Annotated in this window: 23 protein-coding genes; 20 read left to right on the top strand and 3 right to left on the bottom strand. The window is 63.1% G+C overall.

What is annotated here, in order from left to right; all coding sequences use genetic code 11:
* Window position 1 precedes the first annotated feature (1 nt).
* The 7 genes from gvpF to gvpM all read left to right on the top strand — a co-directional run bounded on the left by gvpF (window position 2) and on the right by gvpM (window position 3,972).
* Complete coding sequence (gene gvpF, locus NATGR_RS14940; RefSeq protein WP_005580864.1) at window positions 2–256, top strand: gas vesicle protein GvpF; 255 nt, start codon at window positions 2–4, stop codon at window positions 254–256.
* The gene (locus NATGR_RS14935) at window positions 257–844 is read left to right on the top strand and encodes an Hsp20/alpha crystallin family protein (RefSeq protein WP_005580863.1); all 588 of its coding nucleotides are present in this window, start codon (window positions 257–259) and stop codon (window positions 842–844) included.
* On the top strand, window positions 837–1,784 hold the full coding sequence (locus tag NATGR_RS14930; protein WP_005580862.1) for a hypothetical protein: 948 nt from the start codon (window positions 837–839) through the stop codon (window positions 1,782–1,784). Before NATGR_RS14935 ends, NATGR_RS14930 begins: the two co-directional genes overlap by 8 nt.
* Before the next feature lie 74 nt (window positions 1,785–1,858).
* On the top strand, window positions 1,859–2,443 hold the full coding sequence (gene gvpJ / locus NATGR_RS14925) for a gas vesicle protein GvpJ (protein ID WP_049887869.1): 585 nt from the start codon (window positions 1,859–1,861) through the stop codon (window positions 2,441–2,443).
* A 1-nt stretch (window position 2,444) separates the two neighbouring features.
* Window positions 2,445–2,795, top strand: a complete 351-nt coding sequence (gene gvpK / locus NATGR_RS14920; RefSeq protein ID WP_005580859.1) for a gas vesicle protein GvpK — start codon at window positions 2,445–2,447, stop codon at window positions 2,793–2,795.
* Window positions 2,792–3,694 (top strand): gas vesicle protein GvpL, encoded by a 903-nt coding sequence (gene gvpL / locus NATGR_RS14915; RefSeq protein ID WP_005580857.1) that lies wholly within the window; start codon window positions 2,792–2,794, stop codon window positions 3,692–3,694. Before gvpK ends, gvpL begins: the two co-directional genes overlap by 4 nt.
* On the top strand, window positions 3,691–3,972 hold the full coding sequence (gvpM, locus tag NATGR_RS14910) for a gas vesicle protein GvpM (protein ID WP_005580856.1): 282 nt from the start codon (window positions 3,691–3,693) through the stop codon (window positions 3,970–3,972). Before gvpL ends, gvpM begins: the two co-directional genes overlap by 4 nt.
* A gap of 101 nt (window positions 3,973–4,073) precedes the next feature.
* Here the strand turns inward: gvpM and NATGR_RS14905 are convergent, their stop codons facing one another.
* On the bottom strand, window positions 4,074–4,289 hold the full coding sequence (locus NATGR_RS14905) for a hypothetical protein (RefSeq protein WP_005580855.1): 216 nt from the start codon (window positions 4,287–4,289) through the stop codon (window positions 4,074–4,076).
* Between the two features lie 906 nt (window positions 4,290–5,195).
* Here NATGR_RS14905 and NATGR_RS14900 point away from each other — a divergent pair.
* A complete protein-coding gene (locus NATGR_RS14900) occupies window positions 5,196–5,600 on the top strand; it encodes a hypothetical protein (RefSeq protein WP_005580854.1) in 405 nt (134 codons plus the stop codon).
* A gap of 171 nt (window positions 5,601–5,771) precedes the next feature.
* The gene (locus NATGR_RS14895) at window positions 5,772–7,490 is read left to right on the top strand and encodes a PKD domain-containing protein (protein ID WP_005580853.1); all 1,719 of its coding nucleotides are present in this window, start codon (window positions 5,772–5,774) and stop codon (window positions 7,488–7,490) included.
* Window positions 7,491–7,602: 112 nt separating this feature from the next.
* Here the strand turns inward: NATGR_RS14895 and NATGR_RS14890 are convergent, their stop codons facing one another.
* On the bottom strand, window positions 7,603–8,781 hold the full coding sequence (locus NATGR_RS14890) for a thiolase family protein (RefSeq protein ID WP_005580852.1): 1,179 nt from the start codon (window positions 8,779–8,781) through the stop codon (window positions 7,603–7,605).
* Window positions 8,782–9,349: 568 nt separating this feature from the next.
* Here NATGR_RS14890 and NATGR_RS14885 point away from each other — a divergent pair.
* From NATGR_RS14885 to NATGR_RS14845, 9 genes are all read left to right on the top strand, one after another.
* Window positions 9,350–10,393 (top strand): monovalent cation/H+ antiporter subunit E, encoded by a 1,044-nt coding sequence (locus tag NATGR_RS14885; RefSeq protein ID WP_005580851.1) that lies wholly within the window; start codon window positions 9,350–9,352, stop codon window positions 10,391–10,393.
* A complete protein-coding gene (locus NATGR_RS14880) occupies window positions 10,386–10,670 on the top strand; it encodes a cation:proton antiporter (protein ID WP_005580850.1) in 285 nt (94 codons plus the stop codon). The genes NATGR_RS14885 and NATGR_RS14880 overlap by 8 nt, the downstream gene beginning before the upstream one ends.
* A complete protein-coding gene (mnhG, locus tag NATGR_RS14875; protein WP_005580849.1) occupies window positions 10,667–10,993 on the top strand; it encodes a monovalent cation/H(+) antiporter subunit G in 327 nt (108 codons plus the stop codon). Before NATGR_RS14880 ends, mnhG begins: the two co-directional genes overlap by 4 nt.
* On the top strand, window positions 10,990–11,595 hold the full coding sequence (locus NATGR_RS14870; RefSeq protein ID WP_005580847.1) for a DUF4040 domain-containing protein: 606 nt from the start codon (window positions 10,990–10,992) through the stop codon (window positions 11,593–11,595). The genes mnhG and NATGR_RS14870 overlap by 4 nt, the downstream gene beginning before the upstream one ends.
* Window positions 11,592–12,209, top strand: coding sequence for an MnhB domain-containing protein (locus NATGR_RS14865; protein WP_005580846.1), 618 nt, complete (start codon window positions 11,592–11,594; stop codon window positions 12,207–12,209). Before NATGR_RS14870 ends, NATGR_RS14865 begins: the two co-directional genes overlap by 4 nt.
* Window positions 12,206–12,595: a sodium:proton antiporter gene (locus tag NATGR_RS14860; protein WP_005580845.1), complete on the top strand. Its 390-nt coding sequence runs from the start codon at window positions 12,206–12,208 to the stop codon at window positions 12,593–12,595. Before NATGR_RS14865 ends, NATGR_RS14860 begins: the two co-directional genes overlap by 4 nt.
* A complete protein-coding gene (locus NATGR_RS14855; RefSeq protein WP_005580844.1) occupies window positions 12,588–14,267 on the top strand; it encodes a proton-conducting transporter transmembrane domain-containing protein in 1,680 nt (559 codons plus the stop codon). Before NATGR_RS14860 ends, NATGR_RS14855 begins: the two co-directional genes overlap by 8 nt.
* Complete coding sequence (locus NATGR_RS14850) at window positions 14,267–16,096, top strand: Na(+)/H(+) antiporter subunit D (protein WP_005580843.1); 1,830 nt, start codon at window positions 14,267–14,269, stop codon at window positions 16,094–16,096. Before NATGR_RS14855 ends, NATGR_RS14850 begins: the two co-directional genes overlap by 1 nt.
* Before the next feature lie 103 nt (window positions 16,097–16,199).
* Window positions 16,200–17,660 carry a monovalent cation/H+ antiporter subunit D family protein gene (locus tag NATGR_RS14845; protein WP_005580842.1) on the top strand — a complete coding sequence of 487 codons (1,461 nt, stop codon included), beginning with the start codon at window positions 16,200–16,202 and terminating at the stop codon, window positions 17,658–17,660.
* A gap of 106 nt (window positions 17,661–17,766) precedes the next feature.
* On the opposite strand, the gene NATGR_RS19605 is transcribed toward NATGR_RS14845, so the two are convergent.
* A complete protein-coding gene (locus NATGR_RS19605; RefSeq protein ID WP_015233761.1) occupies window positions 17,767–17,928 on the bottom strand; it encodes a hypothetical protein in 162 nt (53 codons plus the stop codon).
* 491 nt (window positions 17,929–18,419) lie between these two features.
* On the opposite strand from NATGR_RS19605, the gene thiC reads away from it, so the two are divergent.
* A complete protein-coding gene (gene thiC / locus NATGR_RS14840; protein WP_005580841.1) occupies window positions 18,420–19,826 on the top strand; it encodes a phosphomethylpyrimidine synthase ThiC in 1,407 nt (468 codons plus the stop codon).
* A gap of 181 nt (window positions 19,827–20,007) precedes the next feature.
* The gene (locus NATGR_RS14835; protein ID WP_005580840.1) at window positions 20,008–20,658 is read left to right on the top strand and encodes a helix-turn-helix domain-containing protein; all 651 of its coding nucleotides are present in this window, start codon (window positions 20,008–20,010) and stop codon (window positions 20,656–20,658) included.
* Window positions 20,659–20,713: the final 55 nt, after the last annotated feature.

The raw sequence follows: 20,713 nt of genomic DNA, 5'->3' as shown, positions 1-20,713 counted from the left end.
CATGTTCGTGCTGGACGACCTCCTGTTTCGGCCGTTCGTCGGCATCGTCGATGCGTTACACACGGTGGCGCTCGACGAACTGTACGACGTCGACGCCCTCCAGGACGAACTCAAGGAGAACCAGTTGCTGTACGAACTCGGCGAACGCTCCGAAGCGGAGTACCGCGAGCGAAAAGACGAACTCGAGGCAGAACTCGAGGTCGCCCGCGACGTCCACGAGCGACTCTCGAGCGGACGCGTGGAGGTGAAAACCTAAATGATCGACGACGACAGGCCGGACGACGGCGAACCGCCGGACGAGCAGCCCGAAACGGAGCCAGGGGAGCGCCACGACTGGCTCTCGAGTCTGTTGTCGGCGCTCGAGACGCTCGAACGACGAGGGTCGGCTTCGGGGCGGCGAGCGACCGACAGAACCGTCCTCGATTACGACATCTCGGTTCGCTCGAGCGAGGACGATCTGAACGGTGACTCGCGGTTCGAGGGTGACCCGCTCTCGGGGGGATTCGACGACAGATCCGGTGATTCGGCTCCCGACCGTGACAGACCGCGGCGCCGGCGGTCAGCACATCCCTCCCGGTCCGGTCGCGTGACGACTCGCCAGTACGACGACGAGTTGCTCGTCACGGCCGACGTCTCGGGGACCAACCCCGACGACGTGACCGTCGGCTTCGACGATTCGGCGCTCGTCGTTGCCCTCTCGGGCCGCGAACTCGATCGAGTCGAGGTGCCCTGGGAGCGACGAGACGCCGAGGCGACAGTTAAAAACGGCGTTCTGACGGTCGTGATCGAGCCCGAATCGGACGGCGAGACGGTTTCCGACCAGTGGGAGGACGACGATGCGTAGCGAGCAAGCGAGCGACGAGAGCTTCGGCGAGTTGCTCGACCGAGCAGAAGACTGCCTCGAGAACGTCGACGACTGCCTTGGCGGCGTCGACGACATCGCCAACCTCGAACCGGCGACGATCGAGTCGGTAAGCGGCGACCTCGAGACGCTTGCGACCGTCGCTACCGAGACCGAGGAGCTGATCGATGCGCTCGACGTGAACGAACTCCCGGAGGCGGTCGACGCCGACGAACTGCTCGCGGCGATCGAGGTGGGCGAGATTCCGGATGTCCTGGCGGACGAGGACACCGGTGCCAGTGATCTCGTCGATTTCACGCAACTGTTCCGCGCGATCGACCTTCTCGAGGCCTGGGATGCGACGGACCTGGCCTCGATCTGGGAGGAGAAACGGGAACTCGAAGACGCCGTCGATGCCGTCGCCGACGAGGGCGAGGACGCGAGTGTGCTCGAGGAGGCTGCCGCGTCGGTAGCTGACGAGGACGAGGGGCTAATCGGGGGCGACGACGGGCTACTCGGCGGCGAGGGCGAGATGCTCGAGGACACAGAGCCTGTCGAGGCTCTTGGCGACGTCGACGTCATGGAAGATCCGGAGGCCTACCAGGTGGCGATCCAGCAGCGGGCGATGGCGGGCATCGACGCGTTCCGGTGGGCGTTGCTCGAGACCCACGAGACGTTCGAACGTCTCGTCGAGTACAACCGCGAGCGGATGCGATGCCGGGAGACGAGTCCGAGTTCGCGTAATCCGACGGCGGCCTCGACGATGCCGACCGAGCGGGCCGCCGTCGGCAGCGGCGTCAAACACGCGACGGTACCACAGGACGTGCACCTTTCGACTGCACCCAGCCGGACGCGTATCTACGGCCAGCGGTTCGAGCGTGAACGGGAGAACCGGCGGGGGAAGAACGTCGAACGGGAAAAACGGAGGAGTGAGAATGACTGATCCACCACACCATCGACGAGCCGGAGTGGGCCAGCCAGACGCACCGACAGCGACGAGCCAGGGAGGTGATCCTCGTGCCTGACGACTTCCAGCCGAGCCGTCAGAAGACCGACCTCGCGGAAGTCGTCGAGATGCTACTCGACAAGGGGATCGTCATCAACGCCGACATCGCCGTCTCGATCGGCGACACCCAGCTACTCGGCGTCCAGGTTCGAGCAGCCATCGCCTCCTTCGAGACCGCGGCGAAGTACGGCCTCGAGTTCCCCGAGGGAACCGACATGCGTCGCGTCGCCGAGGCGGTCGGCGAGCCCGAACTGGCGGAGATGGATCGACCCAATCCCGTGATCGATCCGACGCGAGGAGTCAACGTGACGCCGGACGAACGGTACGTCGACGAGGAACGGCTCGAGAACGAGGAAAGCGAGGTGGTCGAGGAAAGCAACACGGGCGGCGACGGAGGCGACGGCACCGTCACGACGCCGGACCGCGGCACCGAGCGCCTCGGTGCGTGTCCAGACCCGGAGCGACCCACGAGTGGCGGGTTCGACCTGATCAGTGACGACGAAGGCGAGGTGGACGGTGCGGGCGAGGCGACCGCCGGGAGCGACGAAGCAGAACAGCACGACGAACAGCCGGCCACGCAAACGGAGGAGAACTGACGTGACGCAGATCGATGTCGGCGACGGAGAGGACGCCCGCCAGGGACTGATGACGCTCGTCGTCACCGTCGTCGAACTCCTCGTCGACGCTCTGGAGCGCGAAGCAGTCCGTCGCATGGAGTCGGAAAACCTCGCCGACGAAGAGATCGAGCGGCTGGGGGGGCAACTGGCGACGATCGAGGCCGAGATCGAGCAACTTAAACGCGACGAAGGGATCGAAGACGGCGTCGAAGACCTGCGAGACGATCTCGACGGACTGGTCGACGACGCGATCCAGCAACTCCACGACGAACCCAGAACCGTCCAGTCTCACGAGCCAGGTTACTCCGTGTTCGGAGGTGACGAGCAGTGAGTTCCGACGAACCGAGCGATGCCGATCCGACCGCGGACCCAGGCCCCGACGCCCCCCCAGAAATCGACGACGGACGATACCTCTACTGCATCGTCCAGGCCGACGAGGACGTCACCCTCGAGACGACGGGTGTCGACGGCGAACCAGTCTCGGTCGTCCTCGCAGACGGAATCGGCGCGGTCGTCCACACCTGCGACGGTATCTACGACTCCGCAGACCTCGCACAGGTCAGGCGCTGGCTCGTTCGACACCAGACCGTCGTCGACGAGGCCGGCGAGGCGTTCGGGACGCCGGTCCCGTTCCAGTTCGACACCATTCTCCGTGGCGACAACGAGGGCGTCCGCGAGTGGCTTCGCGAGGAGGCAGACACCCTCGAGCGCGCCCTCTCGGAACTCGAGAGCCACTGGGAGTACCGCGTCGAGGTCGTCGAGATCGACCCCATCGACGAGGCAGAGTTGATCGAACGCGACGACCGCCTGCGGGAACTCGAGGCGAAGATCGATAACTCCGGAGAGGGAGCGGCGTTCCTGCTCGAGAAGCAGTTCGACCAACGCCTCTCGGAACTGCAGGCGGCCCGCCGGGAGTCGCTGACCGCCGACCTCAAGGACCGTCTCGGCGAGGAGACACGGGAGGTCCACGCTCTCGAGCGGTCCCCGGCCGCGGCGCTGGACGACGACGTGGTCGACGCCGGCGACGACGGGGAGACACTCTGTCGGTTTACCCTGCTCGCCCACGAGGACGACGAGGAAGCCGTTGGGTCGGTGCTCGACGACGTAGCGACACACGACGGCCTCGAGGTTCGGTTTACGGGGCCGTGGCCGCCGTACACGTTCGCGCCGGAATTAGGTGGTGACGGGAGAGAGAATCGGCCCGACGACACGGCAGTGGACCGACGATGAGGCCGAGAAAAGACGACGAGGTACTCGTCGACGTGATCGATGTCTTGCTGAGAGACGGTGCCGTACTCCGGGCAGACATCATCGTTTCGATCGCCGAGATCCCGCTGGTCGGAATCAAACTCACCGCGGCGATCGCGGGGATGGAAACGATGACCGAGTACGGACTCTTCCAGCGGTGGGACACTCGCCGTCGGCAGGCTGCACTGGCCAGTTCGGCGGACGAGGAATCGGCCGACTCTCTCGAGAACGCGAACGTACGGTCGGGCGAGCAGAGGTAGGGCCGAAACTGGCAGTCTGAACTGTCGCGACGAACCCACTGTAGCTCCTGTTCGGTACGGTGTCTGCGAGAGTTCTATCGCCCCATTCCAGGGGCTAGCTGTCAGGCGAACTTCGGCCGTTCTTTCGTCCGTTCGACCTCGCCGGTGATTGTCTCTTCGTCGCGGTCTTCGTCGTAAACGTACTGGCCAGTCGATCCACAGAGCGTACACTCGTAGGACTCCGAAATTTCGTTTATCATCTCGCCGTCCTCGAAGTAGACGCGGCTCTGGGTTATCTGCAAGAACTGGGGCGTCTCACAGTTAGAGCAGGTGATCATACCCGATCCGTAGACTGCACCAGTTGTAGTTATCCGGCTTGTAACCGGCCGGTAGACCGATACAACCTCTGTATTACTGGGTTCCGTCGATGGCGACTATGTGTGTGCCGTAGTCACACGATAGTGCCAGATCCGGCTCGGTCTCGAGACGCGGTAATAGCTTACTACCACCCGACAGCGTGGCCGTTTTTCGCTCGTCCGCGAGTCGATAACGGACCACCAAACAGGTTTCAGCCGAGTCGAGAACGGAGTATTATCGGCTTTCGAGCAGGACGGTTCGAGGGCCGGCCGTGACTCGACGCTTTCGACCCCGTGTCGAAAGTACACACGACCGTGTCGGGTTCGGTCTCGTCCGCCGACCGACGGCTGTATCGAACTCTTGCTGTCTTTCACGCCGGTTTCGTGAGCAGACCGGCGCGCCGATCGGTGGGTGCAGGTGGGGTTTCGGGTACGGATTCCGCCGATCGCGTCCACAGTGGCGCTAGCATCGGCCTATATCGTGGTTACACCGACCCTGTCGAGGGTGTGTGGAGACTACGGCTGAACAACCGAATTCATAACAAAGGGAGAGGCCTGCCTTGCTCTGCGTGCGGGGATGGAACGCCCCGTCGGGTATACGCTCGGCCCAATCACGACGCGCTGACCAGCCGATTGCGTGCGTTCGTGCCCGGAGCTCGGAAGTGGACTCGCCCCCGCTTCGAGTACGCTCATGTCTCTCATGCCAGGGCGGGCTCCCGCCCCCGCCCGGGTTTCAGAACTGCGTGCCGGCCGTCTCCAGTCGCTCCGGCAGGCGTACTAGTCGCTCCACGGTTCGTGTTTTCGTCCCTTGCACAGCGACCGGTCTCGTGTGAATCCGTCAACGCGTCGAGCCACACGTTTGAGGTGTTCCCAGCCGAACGGAGGAGTATGAAAGCCGATCGGTTCACGACGTACGGGCTCTATCTCTCGCAATCAGTACACGAGGCACTCGGTGCGTTGCTCTACGAGGAGGCCGGTGTCGTCGATCTCGAGACGTACTTCGATCCGTCCGAATCGGCGATTCCGGCGGGCGACCCCGGTGCTGAAGCGACACACGAGACCGTTTCGGCCGTCGTCTCGGAGTTTGCGACGCTGTACGACGCGGCCGACTTTGTGGCCGCCGAGGCAGTCGACCACGACGCGTTCGTGCTCACGCATCTCGCGGCCGAACCAGAGACGGTCGCAAGCGCTCGAGAGCGGTTCGAAGCCGCTGCGACGCTCCAAGAAACAGACCTGCGGACGGTCCACACTGCCGTACTCGAGGCGTGGCTCTCGATGGACGGTCGGGCGTGACCGGAGTCGATTCCGGGTGGCGAGCCACTCGAACGGCCCGCGTGCAGTACTCGGGAGACATCGGGACGGCTCCGTCGTCACGGAGACGGCATCGGCCACAATGATAATGTGCCGGTAGACGGCCACGTAGCAGTATATGCGACGTAGCGACGCCCCTTCCGGTGATGGGGAATGGTAGTCGACTCGAGTGGGGACGCCGGGCCAGGTCGGCGCGGACTGTTGCGAGCGATCGGGGCGAGTGTCGGCGTGACGGTCGGGGTGGCAGGCGTCGGCGTCGCCGCGGGCGATCCTGGCGAGCGCGTATCGGTGACGTTCGAGGCCCAGAAATCTGCAGGCGACGCGGTCACCGTCGCGACGGTAGTGACCGAGGTGGACGTCGTCGTCACCGTCGGTCACGAGTCGCGGGGCGAACTCGGCCGAACGGTGGTCGACGCGGACACGCTCGTCGAAGATCTCGAGGTAGCGCTCGCCGAGCCAATCGGTGTGGTCACGGAACTGGACCTCGAGGTTAGCGTCTACGAACGCGACTCGGGGACCGTCGTCGCCCGTGACACTGGCACTGTCGCGTTCGACGGCAGCGTCGAGGTGGTCGACGGTCTCGAAGAGCACCTCGTCGCGGCCGACCCGGACGCGGGCTTTCAGTATCCGTACTATCTCTACGCACCGGCTCGGCTCGCCGACGCGAAGGCGACGCCGATGCTCGTCGAACCGAACGACACGGGAACGGCCACCGACGAGTTCGACCGACATCTCGAGGCAGCCGAGCGAACGCTCGAGGACGGGATCGGCCGCGAGATCGCGGACGCGCTGTCGAGCCCGTTTCTCGTCCCAGTGTTCCCGCGACCGCAGGAGAACCTCGTCGGCAGCGACCATCACGTCCATCAGTTAGACGAGGCGACGATGGCGATCGACGACGGCGACCTCGAGCGGGTCGACCGCCAGTTGCTCGCGATGGTCGACGATGCACGGCGTCGGCTCGCGGAACGTGGCTATCCCGTCGACGACAGGATCATACTGAACGGCTTCTCGGCTGCGGGCACTTTCGTCGATCGCTTCGCCGCGCTCCACCCCGAGGAGGTCCAGTCGATCACGGCCGGCGGCCTCGACGGGACGGTGATCCTCCCGATCGAGGGGGCGAAGGGCCACCGGCTAAAGTACCCCGTCGGCGTGGCCAACTTCGAAGAACTGACGGGTGAGGCGTTCGACCTCGAGGCGTTTCGCGAGGTCGATCGCTTCCTGTACGTGGGCAAACACGACGACAGCGACGCGATCGCGTCCAGTGGCCCCTGGACCGACGACGAGCGACGTGAGACCGCGCTCGAGGTTTACGGTCACGACGCCCAGCGCGAGCGGTTCCCGTTCTGCAAGGCCGTCTACGACGACGTCGGGGTCGACGCCGTCTTCCGAAACTACGAGGACACGGCGCAGACGCCTCAGCCGGCCAGAGCGGACCTCGTCGAGTTCCACGAGCGGAGTCTGGCGGGAGACGACGTCGACGAGCTCCGGGCGGACCTGGGCGGTAACGTCCCGAATCTCCACGCTTACGTCGACTACGAGCCACGCGAACCGGCCGTCGGCGAGCAGGTCGCTTTCGACGCGACCCGGTCTGCCGTCTGGGACCGCGACCTCGTCGCGTTCGAGTGGGAGTTTGGCGACGAGACGGCGACCGGCGACCTCGTGACACACACGTTCGAGAAACGGGGCGGGCACAACGTCCGGCTGATCGTAACCGACGACGCCGGCGAGACCTACGAGGACGTGGTACAGATCCGCGTCGGGTCCAACCCCGCCGATAAAAAACCCGGGTTCGGTCTCGCAAGCGGAATCGCCGCGCTTGGGGGAGTCGGTTATCTCCTCCAGTGGCGACTCACTCGAGGGTCTGACGGCTGAGACGGTTTGCTGTACCGAACTATCGGTGCGACCGCGCGCTCCTGCGGTCGCGCCGGAAATGACGTACAGCATCCGTCTCACGAGAAGGTAGAAGTATGCGCTTGTATCCTTATCAGACCGATTCGAACAGCGCCATGATCGCACCGCCGCCGCCGACGCTCATACCGACCATCCCGCTGTTTACGTCGTCGGTCTCGAGTTGGGAGGCGAGACTCGTCGTGAGCATCCCCCCCGAGCCGCCGATCGGGTGGCCAAAGGCGACCGCGCCGCCGAGCGGATTCACGTTCTCGCGTGGGATGCCGAGCCGTTCCATCACGTACACCGACTGTGCCGCGAACGCCTCGTTGATCCAGAAGGCGTCGACATCTCCGATCGCGAGTTCGTTGCGCTCGAGCAGCGTTTCGACGACATCGCCGACGGCCTCGTTGAACTCGTCGGGGTCGCGGTAGACGAGGTCGTAGTCGACCAGCCGGGCCATCGTCTCGAGGCCGCGTTCCTCGGCTACACCTTCGTCGGCCAGCAGCACTGTCCCCGCACCGTCGCTGAGTTTCGACGCGCTCCCGGGGGTGATGGTTCCGTCTTCGCGGAACGAGGGCGGCAGCTCGGCTAGATCCTCGAGCGTCGAGTCAGGGCGGGGGCCTTCGTCGCGGTCGACGACCTTGCCGTCGGTTTCGACAGGAACGATCTCCTCGTCGAACGCTCCCGACTCGATGGCCTCGGCGGCCCGCTGGTGACTCTCGAGCGCGTACTCGTCTTGCGCCTCCCGAGAGATGCGTTCGCGGTCAACCATGCGCTCGGTGATCTCACCCATGTGGACGTCGAGGTTGATGTCCCACAGCGAGTCGAGGATCATCGAGTCTTTGATTCGTACGTCGCCGTGGCGACGTCCCTTGCGGTAGTCCGGCAGAATCCAGGGAGCGTTCGTCATCGACTCGAAGCCGCCGCCGATCGCGAACGCCGCGCGACCGGCCTCGATACGGTCCGCTGCGAGTGTGATCGCACGGAGTCCGGAGCCGGAGGCTTCGTTGACCGTCGTGACCTGCATCTCGTTGGGAAGGTCGGACTCGACGACTGCCTGCCGCCCCGGCACTTGGCCGATTCCAGCCTGGATGGCGTTACCGAGGCTCACCCAGTCGACGTCGTCGCCGTCGATCTCGACCCGCTCGAGCAGGCCGTCGAGTGCCGTTCGTGCCAACTCCACAGCCTCGACGTCAGACAGCGACCCCAGTAACGTTCCGTGTGGCGTTCGTGCACCGTCTACCAGGACGACGCCGGTTTCGGAGCGTGTCATACCTGCGCCTACATCGTCAGAGAAAATGAACGTTTGCAGCCACCGAGTGGTCTCGTCTTGTACTCACCCCCAGATAGTATAAATCAAAGGACACGAGTCGGCGGCTGATGGGCCACACCGATTCACAGGTCGGGGTCGAACCATCGGAGTACGGACGGAGCGACTTCGTTCAAGAGCAACCACCATCGTCCCGCCTCTACCGCGGAGCCCGTTCTCCCGATCGGCCACTCAGAATCGGATGTTCGAGAACAAATCCCACAAATACTAAATAGTTTGTAAAAATAACGGCGGTAAGAGAATATGTTTATTCATTGTCCGCCCTAACCAGCGGATAACGAAATGGTTTTCCTCCGGGTTCCGCTTGAATCGACTAACGAAGAGAGATATGAGTAGCAAACGACGGTCACCAGGAGGGATCTGCGGTGGCGGCTGAACGACTGATCGGACCGCTGTCGGACACGGTGGCCGTCCGACAGACGACCGTTCCCCGGGCCGACGAGCACGCGCCCGGCATGAAAGACAGCCGCGACGCATCGGTCGGAGTCACTCGCGAACGGAGGTGGCCAGTATGATAGACGGAAACGGCGTCATCGTCCCCATCAGCCCGTCTTCGACGCTCGAGGAGACGGTTGTCTACGCTGTCGACGCCGTCGAGAGACGCGAAGGAGCGAGTACAGTCCACCTCGTTCTCACCACGCCCGGCCACCACACCGAAGACGACAGTCTCGAGCGCGACAGAAGTCTGCTGTCGCGGATGGAGAAACACGCAACCGACGCGAGCGACGACACCTCGGTACGGACGGCACTGCTCGGTGAAGACGAGTACTTCGCCGACCCGCTCGATCACTTCGAGTTACTCCTCGAGTACGTCGAGGCACACGACCTCGAGCGCGTAATCGTCGACCCAGCCTACTCCGTCGACGCGACGGCACACGAACTCCAGTCCATCGAGACGGTACTGGCCGACGCGGACGTCCACTACGAGGTCGCGCCAGTCTCGGGAGGGTGGCGTCCGACGCGGGACGAACTGGTTCGCGGGGGTGTTGTCGGTGTGGTCGCGTTCGTCTTCTACGCCGCCCTCGGCGGCCCCACCTACCCGTTCGCACTCGCCACTGGAGCCGTCACCGCGCTCATCGTGGCTGTGCTGTTGCGAAACGTCGCGTTCGAACAGACTCCACACATCGTTCCCGGGCTGTCGATCATCGCTCGAGGCGTCCTGTTCGTCCCGTACATGTTCTGGGAGATAACGAAGGCGAACGTCCAGTTCGCGTATGTCGTATTGCATCCTTCGTTGCCGATCGACCCGTGTCTCGACCGGGTCGATGCAGCGGTCGGCGACGGTCTCTCCGTGACGGCCTTCGCAAACAGCATCACGCTGACGCCGGGGACGTTGACCGTCGATACGGTTAGTAACGAACTGCTCGTTCACTCGCTTGCGCCGTCGGCACGCAACGACCTCGTCGAAGGCGTCCACGAACGCGCAGTCCGGTTCCTCTTCTACGGCCGAGAAGGACTCGACCTGCCCGGACCGGACGAACGAAACGACGTCGAATCGATCGTCGAACCGTCGGAGCCACCAGCCGAACTGGACGGAGGTGCAAGCGATGACTGACCTCGCAAACGCCGTGCTGGTGCTTGCCGCAGTGGTCGTCATTCTGCTCGCGACAGCAGTCCTCTACCGGGTCGTCGTCGGTCCAACGACACACGACCGAGTGGTCGCGATAAACGTCATCGGCACGAGCATCGTCATCGTTCTGGCACTCGTCGCCGCCGGACTCGATCGGCCGGAGTATCTCGACATCGCGATCGTCTATGCGATTCTCAACTTCGTCCTGAGCCTTGTCGTCGGTCGATTCTCCTACCGGAGCGGGGAGGTGGAGTGGCGATGACGTTCGTCACTGCAGTCGTCGTCTTGCTCGTCGTCCTCGGCGTCTTCTTTACGATGGTCGCTGCGGTCGGCATGCTCCGACTTCCCGACATCTACACCCGCTCGCACGCGGCCACGAAAGCGGACACGCTCGGTGCGGGCTTTTCGATCCTCGCCGTCGGCATCTACTTCGGCACCGCTGGTGAACTCCTCAGGGCCGGTCTGTTGCTCGTGTTCATCTACATCACGAACCCGACGGCAGCACACGCAGTGACTCGTGCCGCGTACAGTCAGGACATCGAAGTCTGGACAGTTGACGGAAACGACGAGGAGGGAGCACGATGATCTGGCTCGCACTCGAGTTCGCGTTGATCGCGTTCGTCATCGGTGCCGTACTGTTCATCGCGTTCGCACGAGACGTCGTCGGATCGATCGTCGCGTTCGCCGCGTTCACGCTTGGCATCGCGGTAATCTGGGTGCTGCTCGCCGCACCCGACGTGGCACTGATCGAAGCCGCCGTCGGCGCTGGCGTCACGTCCGTCCTCTTCCTGATCGCCGTCATGAAGACGACGGGTATGTCTGGCGAGACCGACACCAGCGAAGAGACGAACCCGGGCGCTGACGGAGAAAACGAACGATTCCGACCGCTGAACCTGCCCGCAGTAGCGATGTTGCTCGGGCTTGCGATTCCGCTCGGGTACGTCTTTCTCTCTTTGCCGCCGATCGGTATGCCCGACGCCCCAGCCGTCTCGGCTGCCTACGCTGACGGTACCTCGACGCCGTACGGCTACTACATAGAAGAGACGGTCGCCGACACCGGGTTTCCGAACGCAGTCGTCGCCGTACTGGTCGTCTACCGCGGACTTGACACGCTGGGTGAGCTGATCGTGGCCTTCGCGGCTGCGGTGAGCATTCTCATCGTACTCGAACGGGAGGACATCCTATGACGGGAGATGACGAGGTCCACGGCTACGTTACCGACGACGAACCCGAAGAGAAACGGGACGTCGTCGAGGAGGAGTACGACGACACACAGGACACAGCCGAAGACGCAACCGAACGGCTGACCGACGACCTAGAGAGCGCCGAAGCCCAAGAGCCCGTCCCACCAGTCCGACCCCAGAGTCCGGTCGTCAAGACAGTTGCACGGTTCGTCACGCCGTTCGTCGTGGCGTTCGGCGTCTACCTGACGCTGTTCGGGACCAGTCTCCCTGGCGGCGCGTTCCAGGGGGGCGTCATGATGGCGTCCGCGATTATCCTGATCGGCCTGGCGTTTGGGTTCGAACCGACCCAGAACTGGCTCGATCCCCGCGGCCTAGTCGGGCTCTTCGTTCTCGGCGCGTTCCTGTTCGGTGGCGTCGCCATTGCAGCGGTCCCGCTCGGCGGGGCAATTCTCGAGCTCTTCGTCTACCCGCTGACAGTCGAGAACATGGTCAAACTCGTCGAAGTCGCAATCGCCGCACTCGTCAGTGGCGTGATCATCGGACTGGTGGTCTGGCTCGCCGCCGGCTACGAAAAAGCCGAGAAAAGAGCCAGCAACGACGGAGGTGACGACGCGTGATCGACGGAACCTACCACTACTACCTGACGGCGTTCGTGTTGTTCCTGGTCGGACTGTACATGATGATCGACAACCGGAACCTCATCAAGAAGGTCATCGGCCTCAACTTCGCCCAGATCTCCGTGTACCTGATGCTGGTGACGATCGGCTACGTCGAGGACTCGAACCCGCCGATCGTCGGTGCCGGCCTCGAGGAACCACACGCGAATCCACTGGTCCACGTGCTCGTGCTGACCGCGATTGTCGTCGGTGTCGCGGTGACGGCGCTTGCGCTCGCGCTCGTTATTCGGCTCTACGCGGAGTTCGGGACGGTCGACGCACGCGAGATCGAGGCGAAGATAGCTGCAAGCGAAGGCGGCGACAAGGGAGGGGAAAGCGATGACTGACGTGATCGTCGCGAGCACGTCGATAGAGCCGTCGGTCCGACCCGCGGCGGTGTTGCTCGTCCCGCTCATCACTATTGGCTTGATCTTCCTCTCGAAGAACCGACCCAACGTCCGCGAGGCGTGGTCGCTCCTGGCGGCCGTGACGATGTTCGGAATCGTCGCCAGCATGGTCCCGGGCGTCCTCGAGGGCCAGGTGTACGAGACCGATCTCGGCTTCTTCGTCGCGGGTATCGAACTGGCCCTGCGGGCGGACGAACTCGGGATGCTGTTCGCGCTCGTCGCCAGCGGTCTCTACGTCGTCACCGCCATCTACAGCATCGGCTACATGCGTGGCCACCACGAGCCGTTCCAGACGCGCTTTTTCGCGATGCTGTGTGCAAGCGTCGGTGCGGCACTCGGCGTCGCGTTCGCGTCGAACCTGTTCGTGTTGCTCGTCTTCTACGAAGTGCTGACGCTTGCGACCTATCCACTCGTCGCTCACGACGAGTCCGAGGAAGCCCGCGTCTCGGGGTACAAGTACCTCGCGTACGCGCTCTCGGGCGGACTGGCGATCTTTGGCGGGATGATTGCGGTCTTCTGGCTGACCGATCCGAGCACGATCACGTTCACTCGAGGTGGCATCGAGGGTCTCGCCGACGTCGCTGCGTCCGATCCGTGGGCCGCACGCGGGGCCTTCGCCCTGCTCGCTGGCGGCTTTGCGGTGAAGGCGGGCGTGATGCCGCTTCACTCCTGGCTGCCGAGTGCGATGGTCGCGCCGACGCCGGTCTCGGGACTGTTGCACGCGGTCGCGGTCGTCAAGGCCGGCGCGTTCGGCGTCGCCCGGACCGTGATCGACGTCTTCGGACCGGGAACGGTCGCCGACATCGGCATGGGGCTGCCGCTTTCGATCGCCGCCGGTACGACGATCCTCGTCGCAAGCCTGTTCGCGCTCCGGCAGGACAACCTCAAGGCGCGGCTGGCGTACTCGACGATCGCCCAGCTATCCTACATCGTGCTCGGACTCTCCTTGCTGTCCCAGATGGGACTGATGGGCGGGTTGCTCCACATCCCGGCACACGCGTTCTCGAAGCTGACGCTGTTCCTCTGTGCCGGTGCGCTGTACGTCCAACTCGACGTCAAGTACATCAGTGAGATGGCTGGCGTCGGCAAACGGATGCCGATCACGATGAGCGCGTTCGGCCTCGCCAGCTTCAGCATGGCCGGTATTCCGCTGCTGGCCGGCTTCGTGAGTAAGTGGCACCTCATCTGGGGTGGTGCCGAAGCAGGGTACCTGCTCGTCGTCCCGCTGCTCGTCCTCTCGGGCGTACTGAACATCGGCTACTTCTGGCCGGTCGTCTACACGGCGTTTTTCGAGTCCGAAGACGCCGCCGACCAGAAGCCAGTGCTCGACAACCCCTTCGGCGGCGCGCCCGGCGCACGGGCGTACCGTCCGGACGGTGGAACGAAGCCGGAAGACGAAAAAGGAGACGACCACCACAGTCACCCCGACCTCCCGCCGGCGGACGGCTGGGACCGCGCCGACTGGCGCGGCGGTGAGACAACCCTGTTGATGCTCGTCCCACTGATGACTACCGCGACGCTAATGATCCTGTTCGGTATCGCTCCGGACTACGTCGTCTTCTTCGACCTCATCGAAGGAATCGTCGACGGTGCAATGGAGGTGTCTGACTAATGGAGGAACTGCTCTCGATCCCACCGGCGCTGATCGTCGCCGCTGCGGCCCTGATCGTACCGTTTGCTTCCCGGCGAGTCGCCCACGGCGTCAGCGTCCTCTCGCTGCTTGCCGTCGTCGCCTGGGCACTGCTCGTGCCCGACGGCGTGGGTCCGACATACACGTTCATGGGTCTCGAGATCGTCACCGTCGCTGTCGACGACTTCTCGAGGCTGATGGCGATCATCTTCGGCGGGTTTGGCGCTGCCGCGGTCGGGTGGGCGTACTTCGCCGACACGGACAACCGCCACCTGCTGTGGGGACTGGCCTACGTCGCACCGTCGCTGTGGACGGTCATGGTCGGTGACTGGCTCGGTCTGGTCGTCGGTTGGGAAGTGATGGCCATCGCGAGTACGGTCTTCGTCTGGCTCTCCGGCGGCACCGCAGTACGAGCAGGCTATCGCTACGCACTCGCACACGGTATCGGCGGGAGTCTCTTGCTGGCCGGCGTCGTGCTCTATCTCTTCGCAGCCGATCCGAGCGCGACCGCGCTGCACTTTGACGGCACGGGAATCGGGGGCGTCCCGATCCCAGTCGCCGGAACGACGGTCTCGCTTGCCGCCGTCCTCGCCGGCGTCGGTATCGGCGTCAACACGGCGATGATCGGCCTGCATAGCTGGCTGCCGGACACCTATCCGCAGCCCCACGTCGCCACGTCGGTCTTCCTCTGTTGTTACACCACGAAGACCGCCGTCTACGCGGCCTACCGCGCGTTCCCCGACGGGAACGCCGTGCTCGCGTTCGTCGGGGCCGCGATGGCGATCTACGGCGCGGGCTTCGCGCTGGCCCAGAAAGACATGCGACGACTGCTGTCTTACCACATCCAGTCACAGGTCGGCATCATGCTCGCCGGGATCGGCGTCGGCTCCGCGCTCGGCATCGCCGGCGCGTTCGCCCACCTGTTCAACCACATCCTCTACAAAGGGCTGCTGTTCATGGCCGCCGGCATCCTGATCCTCCAGCTAAAGGAGAACCGACTCGACAACTTCGGCGCGATCGGCACCTCCGCACCGATCGCACTGGTCGTGTTCCTCGTCGGTGCCATGTCGATTAGCGGCGTGCCCGGCTTCAACGGCTTCATCAGCAAGGGGATGGTGATGGACGCCGCCGACTACGACTTCCCCTCCAACGTCGTCATCTTCGGCGACTTCTCGATCGACATCCTGTTCTGGATGATCGTCGTCGGCAGCATGGGGACGTTCGCGTCGTTCATCAAGTTCGGCTACTACGCCTTCCTCGACGGCGAACCGATCGAAACCACCGACGCGAACCTCGGCCACGCAGTCATCTCCGGGGCCGTCGCCGCCGCCTGCGTCGTCTTCGGCGTCTACTATCAGGCACTGGTCCCGTACCTGCCGATGGCCGGCGGCCTCGAGCTCGAGCCCTACTCGCTGTCCCATCTGTTCAAGGCCGGCTACCTCGCCGCCGGCGGGATCGCGATTTTCGTCCTCGGCAGACCGATCATCGACCGCCTCCACGGTGGTTTCGACGTCGACCAGATATACGACCCGACGACGTTCTACGGCACTCGAGCCGTCTCGGGGAGCCTCGGAGCCGTCTACAACCGAGTCGACGATCTGGTCGTCGGTACCGGCTGGCGGCTGGTCGGTGCAATTCACGATCCAAACACTGCTATCCGCGGAGCCATCCCGGATCAGTGGACGGAGGCGTACGACAGACGGTACGAGAGTACTCCCGGGAAGACTGGTGGCAAACTCGGGATCGGACTGACGATCTACGTCGCGGCTGGCATCCTCACGATCACACTCGCCATTGCACTCTTCATCTAATCATGACGGGGAATCCAACGGAGACGACGAAACGACGGGGCAACGAACGTGAACCGGCACCGACGGCTAACGCGACCGACGCAGTCGGGGGGGTGAGCTAACGATGGACTGGCTCCTCGCCGTGATCGTCCTCCTGCCGCTTCTCTCTGCGACGGTACCGATCGCTGCGACCGTCCGGTGGAAAGGCGTCGGCTGGTCGTTCGCCAGCCTGATCGTCACCGTGACGTTCGGGCTGTCGGTGATACTCACCTGGATGGTCGCACGAGACGGCCAGCAAAGCCACGAACTCGGCGGCGTTCCAACCCCCTACGGTATCGAACTGTTCGCCGACGAGTTCTCGATCGTCGTCATCCTGCTCGTCTTACTCGTCTGTCTTGGCGTCCTCGTCTACACGCGCGTTGGCGGGCCACGAGGAAACGCTTTCTACGGCGGCTTCCTCCTGCTGGTCGGCGGGATGCTCGGTATCCTGCTCACTGGCGACCTGTTCAACATGTACGTCTTCCTCGAGATCATGGCGATCTCCTCGTATGCTCTGGTCTCGGCTTCGAAGTACCGGTGGTCGACCTACGCCGCGTTCAAGTACTTGCTCGTGGGCACGGTCGGGGCCGGTTTCTACCTGCTCGGCGTCGCACTGATGCTCGCTTCAACCGGGACGCTCACCATGCGGCGACTGCCGGAGCTACTGGCCGATGTCGGCTACACCGATCCCGTGGTGACCGCCGCGTTCGTCCTGATCACGGTCGGCCTCGGAATCAAGATCGCGTTGTTCCCAGTTCACACCTGGCTGGCGGACGCCCACGCCTCCGCACCGGACGGCATCAGCGCCGTCATCTCGGCGCTCGTTCCCGCGGTCGCGCTGTATGCATTCGCTCGCGTGATGTTTACCGTCTTTACGATGGACTTCCTGGCGGCGAACCCGACGATCTCGAACCTGCTGCTGGTCGCCGCGCTCTTTAGCCTCTTCGCTGGTGGCTTCTTCGCACTCCTACAGGACCACATCAAACTCGTACTGGCGTACTCGACGGTCTCACAGTTCGGACTCATCTTCGTTGGTATCGCGATCGCCAACGAGACCGCCGTCTTCGGCTCGATTCTACAGATCTTCGGCCACGGCGTCGTCAAAGCATCGCTGTTCGTTCTCGCAGGGATGTTCGCGCTCCGGTTTGGCGGCATTCGCACGCTCGAGGAGTACGCCGGCGTCGCGAAACGCGCGCCCGTTATGGCTGGTGCCTTCGCCGTGCTCGCGGTCGCGATGATCGGTCTGCCGCCGACGGTCGGGTTCGTCGGCAAGTGGTACATCGCACTCGGCGCGTTCGAGGAGGGGATGTGGCTCGTCTCCCTGCTCGTCCTCGGGAGCACGCTCCTGTCGGCGGGCTATCTCTTGCCCTTCGTCAACCGGATCTACTTCCATCCCTTCGACGGGGAGGATGTCGATCCAACCGCGATCACGAAAGGGATGCTCATCGCAATCGTCATCGGTGCAGTCATCGGCCTGACGCTTGGCTTCGCCTCCGCCGAGATCCAGGAGGCAGTCAGCGGCGCGGTCGAAGGACTGGTCGCCTAACGTCGCCGCTACGATAGCTGTTTTTGGCTCCGCCGAAACTCTCAGGATGAGAGAGAAAGATCGTCGCTGAATACAGAGCATAAGCTCAGCGCTTTAGTTTGCACTTTCACTCAGGCTCTTGTATCTCGCTGATGTTGACCATCGCGTACCCATACTCGTCGTGCATATTGGTGACCGATTTCTCTTGAGCCTCTAGTGTCTCATCGATTCTTTCTATTGGTGTTGGGGCGTCTTTCGGCGGCAGATTCATGATGAACCCTCCGAACATGAATAGCGCTCGCTCGAAGTCACGAGCCTTTCCGTCCGGACAAGTCTCACTAAATTTGCGACAGAAGGCTCCATATTGAGATACACTCTGACTCGCTTGTCTGTACAACTGTTCTCCATCCCCTCGAATTCTCCAGAGATAAACATATGCGCCCTGTATTCAGCACGCCAGTTCTGACAGGTTCCGAGTACATTTCGACCTCTCGTGCTACACCTATACTGACTGGCGGAGAGTAGTGACGAATCGGGTGTGGGGACCGTTCTATGACACCCTTTGTAACTAGTTACCGCCGATCGCCAGACAGGAATCGGGGATCGGTGGTAATTGACTACCCCAGACCATATGAGAGGTCAGTTACGAGCCGTGTGCCACAGCCTCACTTGTCGCTGGAATCGAGATACTGACGACGATATATCGGGTATCGGACGCTGAGGTGCTGTTTTCCACGACCAGACAACTATTTATAACTCGATGATACAACTTAGTTATTGATGGCGAACACCCAGATTGCAGCCGCCCGAAGCGGAACGATCACCGAGGAGATGGAACGCGTCGCCAAGCGCGAGAACCGCGATCCGGCGTTCGTTCGACAGCAGATCGCCGACGGTCAGGCCGTCATTCCGGCCAACCGGCACCACGACGCTCTCGACCCGATGATCATCGGCCGCGAGTTCGCAACGAAGGTCAACGCCAACATCGGCAACAGCGAGACGACGAGCGACCTCGAGACCGAACTCGAGAAACTCCACACCGCGGTTCACTACGGCGCGGATACGGTGATGGATCTCGGGACCGGCAGCGACTTAGATGCGATTCGGGAGGCCCACGTCGACCACTCGCCCGTCCCGATCGGCACCGTTCCGCTGTACGAGGCCGTCAAGCAGGCCGGAAGTCCCGAGGCGATTACGACGGACCTGCTGCTCGAGATCATCGAGAAGCAAGCCGAGCAGGGTGTCGACTACATGACGGTCCATGCGGGCGTTCTCGCGGAGCACCTGCCGCTGACCGACGGGCGAAAGACCGGGATCGTCTCGCGAGGCGGCTCGATCGTGGCGAGGTGGCTGGAGGAACACGGCGAACAGAATCCGCTGTTCCAGATCTACGACGAGATTTGCGAGGTCTTCGCCGAACACGACGTCACGTTCAGCCTGGGTGACAGCCTCCGGCCCGGCTGTCTCGCCGATGCCTGCGACGAGGCCCAGTACGCCGAACTGGACACGCTCGGCGAGCTCACTCGCCGGGCCTGGGAGTACGATGTCCAGGTGCTGGTGGAAGGCCCTGGCCACGTCCCGATGGACCGGATCGCCGAGAACGTCCGGCGACAGCAAGACGTCTGTGACGGCGCGCCGTTCTACGTTCTCGGGCCGCTCGTGACGGACGTTGCACCCGGCTACGATCACATCACGAGCGCCATCGGGGCTGCGATCGCCGCCCAGGCCGGCGCTGCCATGTTGTGCTACGTCACACCCAAAGAACATCTCGGCTTGCCCGACGACGAAGACGTCCGCGATGGCCTGGCGGCCTACCGAATCGCTGCCCACGCGGGTGACGTGGCAAACGGGTTACCCGGCGCTCGAGACTGGGACGACGCGCTCTCGGAAGCGCGCTACGAGTTCGACTGGCGCGAACAGTTCAGTCTGGCGTTGGACCCCGATCGCGCCCGCGAGTACCACGATCAGACGCTTCCAGAGGACAACTACAAGGAGGCTCGCTTTTGCTCGATGTGTGGAGTCGAGTTCTGTTCGATGCGAATCGACCAAGACGCCCGTGCGGACGGCGAGATGGCCCAGTTGGCGGCGACGACGGATCTCGAGTCTTCGCCGGCAGCGGAAGTGAACCTTCCACCGGTCGGAACCCACGACGCCGAACGATCGACGGGCCGAGACGTCGACGAGTGACCGACATTCCGTAATGTGGGCCGGATTGCTGGATCGACGTATCGGTGCAACTGCGATCGGTGGCGACTGCGCGTAAGGCTGCTGGACCGTCGGTGAGCACGCGGGTGGTCTGGCCGTTCCGCCGCTGTTACCAGCACGGCGAGTCCAAGAGTGTTAGTGCTTTCGCCCGTATCCGATCGATATGGTGTTGACGGCAGAGTTCAGACTGTTTTCGAAACAGCACCCGCTGATTTCTATCGCTCGGGCAGTTCCGGAGTGTACGATTACCATCGAAGAGGAGGATCAAGCTGATGCTGGGCCGATCGTATTCGTTCTCCGGGTCGTCTGCGGTTCGTTCGAGGCGTTCGAAACAGCCCTCGAAGACGAAGACTCGGTTACGGAGTATGCACTCATCAGCGACGAAGAGACGGTACGTATCTACCACACGGTCGTTGAGAATCTCTATCCCGAGGAGATCGACGAACTCGTATTCAACAAGACACTCGTCGAACGGTGGTGGGTTACAAGCGAAGGAGAGCACCTCAAACAGCAGTTTGCAAACCGTGAGGAACTCGTCTCCTACCGTGATAGCTGCCGAAAGATGAATATGGATTTTCAGCTCCGTCGCCTGTACGAGTCGAATACCGACGATTATCGTATTCCCGGTGTCTCGGAGAAACAACACGAAGCACTGCGGGTGGCCTACGAGGAGGGATACTTCGACGTGCCGAGACGAACCTCGCTCAGAGACGTTGCCGACGTACTCGCTATTTCTCGCTCGGCACTCGCCGAACGGTTACATCGGGGCCAGTCTCACGTCTTCGAACACTACTTCTCCGACAGACCTTATTAAACCCCGGACAGTGTGGGGCTTCAGTGATCCACGTGTGGCCCTTATATCAGTATAC

This window comes from Natronobacterium gregoryi SP2 (assembly GCF_000230715.2).
Lineage (GTDB): Archaea > Halobacteriota > Halobacteria > Halobacteriales > Natrialbaceae > Natronobacterium > Natronobacterium gregoryi.
This window is presented reverse-complemented; position numbering and strand designations above follow the sequence as displayed.